Genomic DNA, 13,137 nt, shown 5'->3' with positions numbered 1-13,137 from the left:
TTAAAACCCTCTATTAATCAATTTTATATTTATTTTTCTTTTTATCTTCATGACGCTCTTTAGCTAATTCGATCAGTTTTGAGATAAGGTCTGCATATGATAATCCCATATTTTCCCATAAATTTGGATACATGCTATATGCAGTAAATCCAGGCATGGCATTTGTTTCGTTAATAAAAATTTGATTATCTTCAGTTACAAAAAAGTCTGCACGCACTAACCCAGAACAATCTGTTGCCTTGAATGCTTCTAAAGCCATATTTCTTAGTGTCATTTGAACATCTTGATCTAATTCAGCTGGAATTTGTAACTGTACTTTACCGTCTTTATATTTAGACTTATAATCATAAAACGCAATATCTTTAACAACTTCCCCAGGCCAAGTGGTTTCAGGATAATCATTACCTAAAACGGCTACTTCAATTTCTCTTGCACTGATACCTTGCTCAATAACTAATTTACGATCAAATTGAAATGCCTCTTTAATTCCTGATTTAAGCTCCTCTTCATTATTACATTTACTAATTCCTACACTGGAGCCTAAATTAGCTGGCTTAACAAATACAGGATAAGTTAATTTATCATTCACTAGTTTAATGATATTATTTTCATATTTTTCATATTCACTTCTCAAGAAACTAATGTATGGTAATTGAGGTAAACCTCTATGTTCAAATAATTGTTTCATTACTAATTTATCCATTGAACTTGAAGCAGCTAACACACCATTTCCTACATAAGGAATATCCAATACTTCAAATAAACCTTGGATTGTACCATCTTCACCATTAGGTCCATGTAATAGTGGAAATACAGCATCATAAGGTTGACCAGAACTACCCTTATTTAGTAATTGAGAAATTTCTCCCGCTTCTACATCATTTAATACCAGTTCATCTGTTGTTGTAATTTCATGGGTAATATTATCTTTTTTCTTCCAATCTCCATCGTTGGTAATGTAAATTATATCAACTTGATATTGATCTTTATTAATTGCATTTAAGACATTCTGTGCAGTAAGAATTGACACATCATGTTCAGCACTTTTTCCTCCAAAAACGATACAAATATTTTCTTTTGTCATTTCGTTTTCCTCCATTACAATTACTAGGCTTATAACCATTTATCTTTATTATAATTGTTTGATTAATCTATTTATGTATCCATTAATTGTACATAACGACTTCTGAAACTTAATGTTATCATATTTTCAAAATCAATTGCATTCGATAATCCATGTATAAAACTAAATTTTAATGACATTTTTACTTTAGTAATAATGATTTGCAGAATAACAATGTCAATTGTAATTGATAACACTCAGTGAATCCTATTTTGATATTCTAGCAAATTTTAAAAAAGTCATGTAGAATTGACTTAGATATTTCGTGTAAGTTTAATTCGTTAAATGTAGCGATTATGAATGAATTAAAAAAATAACTAAAATTACGTAAAATATATAAAGGAGTAAGGAATGAATTATTCTTCTCGTCAACAACCAAAAAAAAATTGGTTTCGTAAGATCGACTGGATACTCGTACTGGTTATTACACTTTTAGCAGTTATCAGTGTGATATTGATTAGTTCTGCAATGGGTGGCGGACAATACAGTGCAAACTTTGGTATCAGACAGATTGTTTATTATATTTTTGGAGCAATTGTGGCATTTGTAATTATGTTAATTTCTCCAAAAAAGATTAAAAATAATACATATTTGCTATATGTCATCTTTTGTGTGTTGCTTATCGGATTACTAATTTTACCTGAGACAACAATCACACCGGTAATCAATGGTGCTAAAAGTTGGTATAGTTTCGGCTCAATTAGTATTCAACCTTCTGAATTCATGAAAATTATTCTCATTTTAGCCCTAGCAAAAACAATATCAAAGCATAACCAATTTACTTTTAATAAGTCTTTTCATTCTGATTTAACGCTGTTTTTCAAAATAATTGGTGTGTCTATTATCCCAATGGCATTAATACTACTTCAAAATGACTTAGGTACAACACTGGTTATTTGTGCTATTATAGCTGGTATCATGTTGGTAAGTGGTATTACTTGGCGAATTCTTGCACCAATATTTATTGCTGCAATGGTGGGTGGAGCAAGTGTGATTCTAGCTATTATTTTCAAACCAACACTTATAGAAAGTTTACTTAACATTAAAATGTATCAAATGGGACGTATTAATTCTTGGTTAGATCCTTATTCATATAGTAGCGGTGATGGTTATCACCTTACAGAGTCACTCAAGGCAATTGGCTCAGGTCAATTAATTGGCAAAGGTTATAATCATGGTGAAGTATATATTCCTGAGAATCATACAGATTTTATCTTTTCTGTAATTGGCGAAGAAATGGGCTTTATAGGCTCAGTTGTGTTAATACTCATCTTTTTATTTTTAATCTTCCATTTGATTCGTTTAGCGAGTATCATTGAAAGCCAATATAACAAAGTCTTTATTATCGGTTATGTATCGTTGATAGTTTTTCATGTTTTACAAAATATAGGTATGACAGTTCAATTACTACCAATCACTGGTATTCCACTCCCATTTATTAGTTATGGAGGAAGTTCTTTATGGAGTTTAATGACTGGTATTGGTGTTATTCTTTCGATTTATTATCATGAACCTAAGAGGTACAGAGAGCCTGTAACTCTTGAAGCAACTAAAATATCGTAAAATAATTAAATGGTCACATAAACTAGTAATGACATTAAGACATAAAAAAATACCTGGGACATCAATCAATGTCTCAGGTATTTTTACATATTGGCAGACGATGACTGAATTGAAAATGCGATTATATCAAGCTTTTTCAATTCTAGCGTTCGTTACTATGATGGGAAACGAATTCTGTCTCATTCTCTTTTTAGCAAATTATTTTAATTCGTGACTTACTTGATTAGATGTTGGTAATGTTTGAATAATATCTAAACGAGATTTAGTTTTTTTAATATTCACACCTAATGATGATAATAATTTGACTACGTTTTGAATCTTATCCGGACTCTTCACTATAATCACCTCGTTTGGAGTAGCTTCAAAATTATCATACCCTAAATAGCACTACTTTACTACATAATATTGTAAATTTTTCTGTGACATTTTATAAAGTACAAATAAACATACCCCGAATAAATTGTGATTAATCTTTTTAATTAACAACATGATACCCGAAATCATAAATTTCTTTTTCAATACTATTTAAATTTGTTGGAGTTTCGAATTCCACTTTTACGATTGGCAGTTACCGATTGAACTCCAATCATTTTAGACAATAATTTTGTCAATTGTGCTTCTTGTTCACCTGTTTCTATACCTGAAACATGAATAATTTCTTTTTTTAATTATTTCCCCTTCTTTAATCTTTGATTAATTTCTGGAAAGTTACTAATAATTCTTCCATTGCTTCTTCTTGTGCTCCATTATTCACTTTATCCATAATACAACTTTTCATATGATGATCTAATAACTTTGTAGCCACGCTATTTAAAGCCGAACGTGTCGCTTTTATTTGAGTTAAAACGTCATCACAATACACATCATCTTCAATCATTCTATTAATCGCACGAACTTGTCCTTCAATTCGATTTAAACGTGATTTTAGATTTGCCTTAGTTTGCTCTGAATGATGTGCTGTATCATTTTCAGTCATCAAATCACCTCTATTCTTTGTTCCTCATCATCGTATTATCCCCGAACCATGAAGTCAACGAATTAATTCCTTATTAGAAAATAAAATCCGACAATGATATTCAACATTCTTCATGCTATAATATTATTTAAAATTGATTTAAATGAGAATAATATGAAATTGAACAACTACAAAGGAGGGTTCCCTATGCTAGAAGTCTTTACTATGGCGCTCCATCATTCAAATATTATTATTAATTTGATATTAATTGGTGCGTTTTTACTTAATTTAGTTTTTGCATTTATTATTATTTTCATGGAAAGACGAACAGCAAATTCCATATGGGCATGGCTATTAGTACTTGTGTTTCTACCCTTAGTAGGATTTATTTTGTATTTATTGTTAGGACGTCAAATACAAAGAGAGCATATCTTTAAATTAGATCGAGAAGATAAAGTAGGTCTTGAAATGATTGTTGATGAACAATTAGAGGCTTTAAAAAAACAAGATTTCTCAAAAGGTAATCATCAAATTGTCAAATTTAAAGAGATGGTTCAGATGTTACTTTATAACAATGCTGCTTTCTTAACTACCGATAATGAGTTAACCATTTATACAGATGGTCAACAAAAATTTGATGATTTAATTCAAGATATACATAATGCTAAAGACTACATACATATTCAATATTATATTTTTCATAGTGATGATCTTGGTAAGCAGCTACTAACAGAATTGGAGAAGAAAGCTGAAGCAGGTATTGAAGTGAAAATGCTATATGACGACATGGGGTCAAGAGATTTGAGAAAGAAGGATTTAAAGCAATTTCGTGCAAGCGGCGGACATGCTGAATCATTCTTTCCATCAAAGTTACCACTTATTAATTTAAGAATGAATAATAGAAACCATAGAAAGATTGTCATTATTGATGGTACGATTGGCTATGTAGGTGGTTTTAATGTTGGAGACGAGTATATAGGAAAATCAAAGAAATTTGGTTATTGGCGTGATACTCATTTACGTATTGAAGGTGACGCTGTCAATGCTTTACAATTAAGATTTATACTTGATTGGAATTCACAATCTACACGTGATAACTTATCTTATGATGAACGTTATTTCCCTGATGTCAATTCAGGTGGAACAATAGGTATTCAAATTGCATCAAGCGGTCCTGATGAAGACTGGGAACAAATTAAATATGGCTACTTAAAAATGATTTCCTCCGCTAAGGAGTCTATCTATATTCAATCACCCTACTTTATTCCTGACCAAGCATTTCTTGATTCAATCAAAATTGCTGCTCTAGGTGGTGTAGAAGTGAATGTGATGGTACCAAATTTACCTGATCATCCATTTGTTTATTGGGCTACCTTAAAGAATGTTGCTTCTTTACTTGAAGCTGGAGTTAACGTTTATCACTATGATAACGGTTTTCTTCATTCAAAGACATTAGTTATCGATGATGAACTTGCAAGTGTAGGTACAGCTAATATGGATAATCGTAGCTTTACATTAAACTTTGAAGTAAATGCATTTATATATGATGAAGGTGTCGCACTCTCTTTAAAACAAGCATTTATAAATGATATGAAACTTTCAACTAAATTAACCCCTGAAAGTTATGCTAAACGTAGTAACTGGGTCAAGTTTAAAGAAGGTATATCTCAATTACTTTCTCCAATTTTATAATTCATTTTGGATGTTAATGAATTAAGGGTTTTAAAAGATTGGCAGATATGTCTAGGATTACCTAGGCCTTTTTATACTAAGGAGAGATTCAAAATGGATAATGAATTAAAAATTAAACGTGCTTATGAGTATATGTTAAATGTACATCAAAACGAACCTACAGGTCATGATGTTGCACACATTGAACGCGTATATAACTGTGCCTTATACATTGCCCAACAAGAAGGAATTGATAATACTTTAGTTATCGAACTTGTTGCATTGCTCCATGATACTGTTGATTATAAATTAACTGATTCTCAATTAGTTTTAAAAAAATTTAAACATTTTTCACTACTTTAAAATTAAGCGATGAAGAACTTAAACAAATATTATATATTATCGAAAATATGAATTATCGTGGTGGTAAGAATAATAGCATAAAGCTATCTGCAGAGGGACAAATAGTGAGAGATGCTGATCGTTTAGATGCTATTGGTGCAATTGGCATAGCTAGAACTTTTCAGTTTGCTAGTCACTATGGCGAACCAATGTGGACAGAACATGAGATTTCATTTAAAGATCTCAAAATAGAACAAATAGAGCATTTCGATAATTCAGTAATCAAACATTTTTATGAAAAGTTACTTAAATTAAAAGACTTGATGCATACCCCTACAGGAAGAAAACTTGCAGAGGAAAGACATCAATTTATGCTATTATTTTTAAAACAGTTTTTAAAGGAATGGAATTTTAAGCAATCAAACATTAAAAAAACCAGCAAATCAATTTATAATAGATTTGCTGGTTTTTATTGACTATTTTTTATTCTTTTTTGATACTACTTGAGTATTTTTACCTTTTTTCTTTGAAGATGAGTTATGTTCTCTTTCATATTTTTCAATAAAAGGTTGAACTTCTTTTTCAGCAAGTTTAGAGTAATACATATTTGCAAAATGCGTTTGAATTACTAAGAATAAAGCACTGACAGACCAATATAAACCTAGTGCTGATGACGCTTGTAATGAAATCCAAATAATCATAATTGGTGAGACAACCATCATCATATAACCCATTTGGCGCTGTTCTTGAGGCATTGTTTTACTAGATACAAAAGCTTGAATAAAGTAAAGAACACCTGCAATAATAGTAATCCAAATGTCTGGTTTAGTTAAATTAAACCATAAAAAGTGAGGATGTGCAGAAAGTCCGTGAACAAGTTTATCCTTTAATACGAAGTAAAGTCCCATGATGATTGGCATTTGGATAAGTATTGGTAAACATCCTAACATACTCTTCATAGGATTCATATCATATTTTTTATAAACTTCCATTAACTCTTGGTTTGCTGCCATTTTTTCTTCTTGTGTACGCGCACGTTTAACTTTTTCTTGAATACCATCTACTTCTGGTTTAGCGACTTTCATTTTTTCTCGCATCATATGACTATTTTTATAGTTAGATAACATAAATGGTAATAAAATTAAACGAATAACTATAACTAAGACAATAATTGCTAGTCCATAGTCTTTATGAAAGACATCATTTCCTAACCATTGTAAGAGATGTTTCATTGGCTGAACGAATGTATTAAAGAAGAATCCGTCCTGCTTTTCAGGTTTAGAGTAGTCACACCCTGCTAGAAAAACCATTATCCCCAAAAACAAAGGTAGTAACGCTTTTTTCTTCATTTTTCCACCTCTATTGTAATATTCACATAGTTTTCATTTTATCATACTCATACTCTAGTAGAAAACAAAAAGCGGAAAAAATAATAATTTAATTAAAATAACTAAGAAAAAGCTTAACAGTCTTGTCAATATTACTACTTCGTGTAATTGCTGAAATGATTGCAACTCCATCTGTATTTGCTTTAGCTATAGTAGCAACATTAGATTCATTAATACCTCCTATTGCTACAATCGGAAAGTCTTTAACCCGCTCTCTTAATTGGGTAATCATTGACAGACCTACAGGTGCACTTGCGTCCTCTTTTGAAGCTGTAACATACATTGGTCCCACACCTATATAAGTAACTTGTGATAAATCTGAATTTAAATATTCTTCTATGTTACTTACACTTAAGCCAATAATTTTATTTTCAAACTGACTTGCAAATTGCTTCACTTCTTCATCATCTTGGCCAACATGTATGCCATCTGCATTAATCTCTTTAGCCAATGCAACATCATCATTAACAATCATAGGGACATGATAACCTTTACATAGTTGCTTTAATTTTAACGCAAGTTCTTTTTTCGCTTTACCTTTTAATGAAGATGGTCCCTTCTCTCGAAATTGATACAATGTGATGCCAGCTTCTAATGCTTCTTTTAAGACTTGTTCTATACACTTGTTTTCCGGAATATCTTGTGTTCCACAAATAAAATACACCGCTAATTGTTCAGGATTAAAAGCCATTAATTAAACCTCTTCTTTTTTTAAATATTTTTCATAAGTTACGTCTTCTAATTGGTAAAGTTGATCTAATAATTCTGGTAAAAATGAACCTGGGCCATGTACATACGATGCCTTTTCAGCCAGTTCTGCTGCGATATTATATACACTTACAGCTTCAATTAAATCATCTATCGAAGGATTCGTATTTTTAAATAGAAAACTTGCAACGATACCTCCTAATAAACATCCTGCACCAGTTATCTTAGCCAAAAGTGGAGAGCCATTTGATAATTTAATCATTTGATGATTTTGAGCTATGACATCATCTTTGCCAGTAATAACGACTGCTGTATTTAGAATGTCTGAAGCCTTTTTGGCAATTTCAACTGAATCTAAAGAATTATCACTATCCGTTCCTTTCATAGTTGTTTGCGAATCCACTAATGTTAGTATCTCAGAAGCGTTACCCTTAATTACTGTAACATCTACTTCGGCTAAAAATTTTTGGCAAAACTTTTTACGATATGTTGAAGCACCAACTGCTACCGGATCAAAAACAATAGGCGTCCTTTGTTGATTGGCTATTTTAACAATTTTTAAAATATCCTCTTCATTTTCATGAGTAAGAGTGCCTATATTAATTAATAACGCGTTAGCAACTTTTGTAAACTCTTCAGCTTCTTCAGGAGCCTCACTCATTGCTGGACTAGCCCCCAAACTTAGCAAGCCATTTGCTGTAAAGTTCTTTACCACGTCATTGGTGTAACAAATAATAAGTGGATTGTCTATACGTATTTGTTCTAATTTATTCATCATCTAACCCTTCCTTTTTCATATATGCAAAATGATTTACTGGACCTCTACCATTACCAATTTCTGGTGTATATTCGATACTAAGTGAAATGAATTCTTTGGCTTTTTTAACCGCTTGGTATATTGAACGTCCTTTAGCAAGCTCTGCCGCTATAACTGCAGAAAATGTACAACCAGTACCATGTGTATGTCTTGTATCAAAGCGTTTATTTTCAAATATAAAAACATCATCTGCAGTAAATAAGAAATCTTTTGCTTTATTTAAATCAGCTGAATGTCCACCTTTGATCACAACACCTTTGCTGCCGATTTCATTTATAAAAATAGAACCAACCTGACGCATACTGTCTTCATCATTAATCGTTAAACCAGTTATTTCTTCAGCTTCAGGAATATTTGGTGTAACAACATCTGCTAATGGTAATAATGTAGATTGTAAATGATCTTTAGTGTCATCATCCATAAGTGAATCTCCACTTTTAGCTAGCATCACGGGATCTAACACATATGGAATATCTGCATGAGTGGATAAGTAATCTCGGATAAGTTCCATCGTTTCTTTTGTAGCAATCATTCCTGTTTTAATTGCTTGTGGCAATTCATCACTAAATATACTATCCAGCTGTTCTTTAACCCAAGATGTCTCTAAATTATGAATATGTTGTACACCTAACGTATTTTGAGCTACAATACTCGTTATCGTTGCCATTCCATATACTCCACAAGAGTGAAATGATTTTAAATCTGCCGTTACACCAGCTCCACCAGTTGGATCAGTACCTGCTATAGTTAAAGCAATTTTAGGTTTATTCATTTTTATCGCCTTCATATTGCCACTTTTCATCTATATAAGCCATATTAAAGAAATGACGTTCATGAATTGTACTTTGTAAAAAGTTTTCTTTAATTTCAGCTTTTTGTTTTTCAGTACAATTTACAGTTAATCTGTCCATTAACTGATTGAAAACCTCTACTAACTCATCCATCTCAGTGCTGTAAAATTTAAACCAGTTTGAAGTCACCGATTCTTTATTAAGTCTAGAGTCCTTAATCGCACGTTTACCAATTACCGCATAAACATATGGACATGAAGCCATTGCTGCAATAGTATATGCAGCATTTTCATGAACAAAGGCATTATAATACATATGTTTAATATAATGATCTCCACTTGGTGGCCAAACTTTTTTCTTAACAATTTCATTATATGACTCTTTAATGTAATCAGCTAAAAATTCATGCGCTTCAACTTCACCTTCTAACATAAATTCAATTTGTTCAACTAAGAATTTTACATCTTTCATAGTATGAACTTTAGGTATAAGTAATGCATATAAGTTTGTAAACTCTTTTAAATAAGACGCATCTGCTCTTAGGTATTGTCTAACAGCCTGCTTAGATAGCTTCCCAACTAACAAATCCTGGATAAATCCATCATTATAAATATCTTCAATAATTGGTTGTGCTGCATCCCTTAATTCTTTTGAAAATGTCATAAAAAGCCTCCTTGGATAATAAAAAAACTACTTTCCAACAATGAAAAGTAGCGCGATCAAGGCATAAAGATGCATATTTGATTATGACTACTTTCCTACGTTGGTACTAACCAAATCAGGTTTATAAGGGTCTGAATATCAACATCTCAGCCATATGGCTCCCCTAGTAGTTATATGGATTATTTATTTCACTTACCACAATAGCAAACGATTACATATAAATCAATCAAATGAAACGTATAGTAAAACTAAGCAATAAAAAACCATCTTCCTCTATTGAGAAGATGGTTAAAATTAAGATTCTAAATTAAGCAGTAACCCATTGGTTAGCACCCGCTGAGTTATATAACTTAACTGCAGCAGCATCTTGAACGCTTTCTGGAGCGTTAGCTGGTGATTGACCTTTATATTCACTTGGAGCTACTGAATCCCATGTAGATTGTAAGAATTGATATTTACCTGCTGCACCTGAAGATGGATTAATTGCATGAATGTCGCCACCTGATTCACGTTGAGCAATTTGTTGTAAATGTGAGTTAACATTTACAGATGAACCACTTGAAGCTTTGCTTGATGCAGTAGTTGATTGAGTTTGGGGTTGTTGAGTTTGCTCAGTTTGTGGAGCAGATACTTGAGTTGATGGTTGTTGTGAACTAACTTCTTGCACTGATGCTTGATTATTTGAAGGTGTTGGTTGTTCACTTACATCTTCATGTGCTGGAGTTGATTGACCAGAACCTTCATAACTCCAACTCCAGTTTGAACCATCTGATTCAAAGTGGTATGTGTAACCGTTATAGTCAAAATTGATATTATAAGCACCTTGTTGAATAGGGCTTTCATTTAATGATTGATCATTTGTTTGTGCTTTTTGAGCTAATTCTGCTTTATCTACATTTGTTGCTTCACTTGCGTGTGCGTCGTGACCAGCGTTTCCTGCTACAACGCCTAATCCTACTGCTAGTGATGATGCAATAATTGTCTTTTTCATTATTAAAAATCCTCCTAAAAGTGATTTGTTTTCTTAACTAATTTACAAATACTACTGTAACATCTGAAAAATCAGTGTAGGTTACAGAGAAATAAAAAAAACCATCACTTTTTTACACTCGAATTACATTAAAAAATTGTATAAAATTAGTATAAAACCAACCTCAAAACTGTCATAATAGTTTTTTTCTGTCTTAATTATTAAACACAATTGTAATGTAAATGAAATTTGTCAGATAATTATACAGACATTAGCTTTTTTAAAATTTAAGCGACCATTTCTTTAATAAATACTTATTAAAGCTGGTCGCATGAGTATAATTGAAAGAAAAGGATAAATTAATTTATTAAAAATAGGATGGAGTTTAAGGAAGAGTTAATTCATTTAAATATTCATAATTTCTAATTCGACTGACTGATAAGCGTTTTCGTTAAATTGATTATCAAGGGGGTTGTCGTTGTTTTTCATTTTAGGGGACATAAATTTTATAGTTTCCACGTATAATTCAGTTACAAAATGCGTCTGTCCTTCTTTTTCATATTTTCTAGAACGCATTTGACCAGTTATACCTACGAGTGTGCCTTGAGATGTGTACTTTTCAATGTTAGTGGCAGTTTTACCAAAAGCTTTACATATTAAATAATCACTTGATATTTCATTATTTTCATCTTTATAATTTCTTTCAGTGGCGACGCAAAATGTCGCTACTTTACTTTCCTCCTTCTCATAAATTTGTGCATCTTTAGTTAGTCTACCAACTATTACGATTTTATTTAGCATATGTCACCTCCTTCTTGTAATACATCATAAGCAAGCATATATAGTTTGGTCAAAGTGACAATTGTTTTAAAATAGATAGCTATTTATAGTTAATTTTTGATATATTTAAAGAAAAAAGTTAATTACTGAACTAATATGTGCTAATCATTTGATTTATTGTATATAAAAAAACATTTGGGATGTGAAAAGATGAAAACGTTCAAAGCGGTACGATTTCAGATTGTAAATGACCATGGTGGTGTGTCTGAATATGCAATCGAGGATGGTGTTATCATAAATAAAGAAAGCAGTGGCACTGGCTGGCTGTTGGAAATAGTCATTTCAAATGAACATTATGAAACATTTAAAAATTATATGGACCAAGAAAAGCTTTTAGATATTAGAGTAGTTATTACAAGAACTGCAAATGATCCTGCTTTATTTGATGCAACTGTTAAAAACGTTAATACATTTAAATATACTATGTCAGTCGTCTTTGAATGCCATATTTATACCCTTAGACAAGTTTATGCGGAAATCTTATTAGAAGAGTTAGTAGATGATGGATTAACTGGAGATGAACTTAAAAAAACGTTTAATCGAATGATGCAATCGAAACCAAAATTGAAAGATGAACAATTTGAAAGATGAACAATTTGAAAGATAACAATAATGAGAGAGCGGAACAGAATTCGTATTGACTTCGTTGTCCCCCATAATGTAACCCCAACTTGCTTTGTCTGTAGGATTTCTGTATGAAATTCTCTATGTTGGAGTACCGGACTATAGTTGGATAAAGCTTGATATAAGCGCATTTTTAATTCAATCATAGACTGTCAATATGTAAAAATACCTAGGACAATGGTTGATGTCCCAGGCTCTTTATTTTAAATATCTAAAACTACGCATCTTGAATTGCAAAAGTAAGCTCACAACTACAAGCTATTTGACCATCAATGGTTGCTTTGGCTGTTCCTTTACCAATTGGTCCTTTTATCTTAGTGATTTCGACCTCAAGCATTAAAGTGTCTCCAGGTGTGACTTGTTTTTTAAAACGACATTTGTCAATCCCAGCAAACAATGCAATTTTATCTTTATTCTCTTCATTATTTAACATTGCCACAGCGCCAGTTTGAGCTAAGGCTTCTGTAATTAAGACACCTGGCATAACTGCATAATCAGGAAAATGACCTTGAAAGAATGGTTCATTACCTGAAACTTGTTTTAATCCAACACAGCGCTTTCCTTCTTCGTATTCCACTATTTTATCAATCAATAAAAAAGGTTGTCTATGAGGGATAATTTGTTTAATCTGATTGTAGTCAAAAATTGTTTCCATTCTTGTTAAACCTCCAATATTTAAAGC

15 protein-coding genes, 2 pseudogenes and 1 riboswitch are annotated in these 13,137 nt (G+C 31.7%); of the genes and pseudogenes, 4 read left to right on the top strand and 13 right to left on the bottom strand.

Features of this window, described 5'->3' with window-relative positions:
* Positions 1–13: 13 nt before the first annotated feature.
* Both DYE57_RS03930 and DYE57_RS11810 read right to left on the bottom strand, forming a co-directional pair.
* Positions 14–1,084, bottom strand: coding sequence for a D-alanine--D-alanine ligase (locus DYE57_RS03930; protein WP_115312952.1), 1,071 nt, complete (start codon positions 1,082–1,084; stop codon positions 14–16).
* Between the two features lie 71 nt (positions 1,085–1,155).
* Positions 1,156–1,320 carry a hypothetical protein gene (locus tag DYE57_RS11810; RefSeq protein ID WP_165417916.1) on the bottom strand — a complete coding sequence of 55 codons (165 nt, stop codon included), beginning with the start codon at positions 1,318–1,320 and terminating at the stop codon, positions 1,156–1,158.
* A gap of 154 nt (positions 1,321–1,474) precedes the next feature.
* On the opposite strand from DYE57_RS11810, the gene DYE57_RS03925 reads away from it, so the two are divergent.
* Positions 1,475–2,686 carry an FtsW/RodA/SpoVE family cell cycle protein gene (locus tag DYE57_RS03925; RefSeq protein WP_115312951.1) on the top strand — a complete coding sequence of 404 codons (1,212 nt, stop codon included), beginning with the start codon at positions 1,475–1,477 and terminating at the stop codon, positions 2,684–2,686.
* A 198-nt stretch (positions 2,687–2,884) separates the two neighbouring features.
* Here DYE57_RS03925 and DYE57_RS03915 read toward each other — a convergent pair whose 3' ends face one another.
* From DYE57_RS03915 to csoR, 3 genes and pseudogenes are all read right to left on the bottom strand, one after another.
* On the bottom strand, positions 2,885–3,022 hold the full coding sequence (locus DYE57_RS03915; protein ID WP_115312949.1) for an Lmo0850 family protein: 138 nt from the start codon (positions 3,020–3,022) through the stop codon (positions 2,885–2,887).
* A 139-nt stretch (positions 3,023–3,161) separates the two neighbouring features.
* Positions 3,162–3,342 (bottom strand): annotated as a pseudogene (gene csoZ, locus DYE57_RS12240) (putative copper chaperone CsoZ).
* A gap of 26 nt (positions 3,343–3,368) precedes the next feature.
* Entirely contained in the window at positions 3,369–3,662 is a 294-nt protein-coding gene (gene csoR / locus DYE57_RS03905; protein ID WP_115312948.1) for a copper-sensing transcriptional repressor CsoR, read from the bottom strand.
* A 186-nt stretch (positions 3,663–3,848) separates the two neighbouring features.
* On the opposite strand from csoR, the gene cls reads away from it, so the two are divergent.
* The gene (gene cls, locus DYE57_RS03900; RefSeq protein ID WP_115312947.1) at positions 3,849–5,333 is read left to right on the top strand and encodes a cardiolipin synthase; all 1,485 of its coding nucleotides are present in this window, start codon (positions 3,849–3,851) and stop codon (positions 5,331–5,333) included.
* A gap of 93 nt (positions 5,334–5,426) precedes the next feature.
* Positions 5,427–6,130: pseudogene (locus tag DYE57_RS03895) on the top strand (HD domain-containing protein).
* Here DYE57_RS03895 and yidC read toward each other — a convergent pair.
* The 7 genes from yidC to DYE57_RS03860 form a co-directional block, all read right to left on the bottom strand.
* Complete coding sequence (gene yidC / locus DYE57_RS03890; protein WP_115312946.1) at positions 6,131–7,003, bottom strand: membrane protein insertase YidC; 873 nt, start codon at positions 7,001–7,003, stop codon at positions 6,131–6,133.
* 88 nt (positions 7,004–7,091) lie between these two features.
* The gene (gene thiE / locus DYE57_RS03885) at positions 7,092–7,733 is read right to left on the bottom strand and encodes a thiamine phosphate synthase (protein WP_115312945.1); all 642 of its coding nucleotides are present in this window, start codon (positions 7,731–7,733) and stop codon (positions 7,092–7,094) included.
* 3 nt (positions 7,734–7,736) lie between these two features.
* Positions 7,737–8,525: a hydroxyethylthiazole kinase gene (gene thiM / locus DYE57_RS03880; protein ID WP_115314118.1), complete on the bottom strand. Its 789-nt coding sequence runs from the start codon at positions 8,523–8,525 to the stop codon at positions 7,737–7,739.
* On the bottom strand, positions 8,518–9,339 hold the full coding sequence (gene thiD, locus DYE57_RS03875; RefSeq protein WP_115312944.1) for a bifunctional hydroxymethylpyrimidine kinase/phosphomethylpyrimidine kinase: 822 nt from the start codon (positions 9,337–9,339) through the stop codon (positions 8,518–8,520). Before thiD ends, thiM begins: the two co-directional genes overlap by 8 nt.
* The gene (tenA, locus tag DYE57_RS03870; protein WP_115312943.1) at positions 9,332–10,021 is read right to left on the bottom strand and encodes a thiaminase II; all 690 of its coding nucleotides are present in this window, start codon (positions 10,019–10,021) and stop codon (positions 9,332–9,334) included. The genes thiD and tenA overlap by 8 nt, the downstream gene beginning before the upstream one ends.
* A gap of 75 nt (positions 10,022–10,096) precedes the next feature.
* Positions 10,097–10,196, bottom strand: a riboswitch (TPP riboswitch).
* A gap of 132 nt (positions 10,197–10,328) precedes the next feature.
* Entirely contained in the window at positions 10,329–11,012 is a 684-nt protein-coding gene (locus DYE57_RS03865; protein ID WP_115312942.1) for a transglycosylase family protein, read from the bottom strand.
* 384 nt (positions 11,013–11,396) lie between these two features.
* Positions 11,397–11,792, bottom strand: coding sequence for a single-stranded DNA-binding protein (locus DYE57_RS03860; RefSeq protein ID WP_115312941.1), 396 nt, complete (start codon positions 11,790–11,792; stop codon positions 11,397–11,399).
* Positions 11,793–11,981: 189 nt separating this feature from the next.
* On the opposite strand from DYE57_RS03860, the gene DYE57_RS03855 reads away from it, so the two are divergent.
* A complete protein-coding gene (locus tag DYE57_RS03855; protein ID WP_115312940.1) occupies positions 11,982–12,422 on the top strand; it encodes a YwpF-like family protein in 441 nt (146 codons plus the stop codon).
* A 250-nt stretch (positions 12,423–12,672) separates the two neighbouring features.
* Here the strand turns inward: DYE57_RS03855 and fabZ are convergent, their stop codons facing one another.
* Entirely contained in the window at positions 12,673–13,110 is a 438-nt protein-coding gene (gene fabZ, locus DYE57_RS03850; protein WP_115312939.1) for a 3-hydroxyacyl-ACP dehydratase FabZ, read from the bottom strand.
* Positions 13,111–13,137: the final 27 nt, after the last annotated feature.

The organism is Staphylococcus saccharolyticus (assembly GCF_900458815.1).
In the GTDB taxonomy this organism is placed as follows: Bacteria; Bacillota; Bacilli; order Staphylococcales; family Staphylococcaceae; genus Staphylococcus; species Staphylococcus saccharolyticus.
This window is presented reverse-complemented; position numbering and strand designations above follow the sequence as displayed.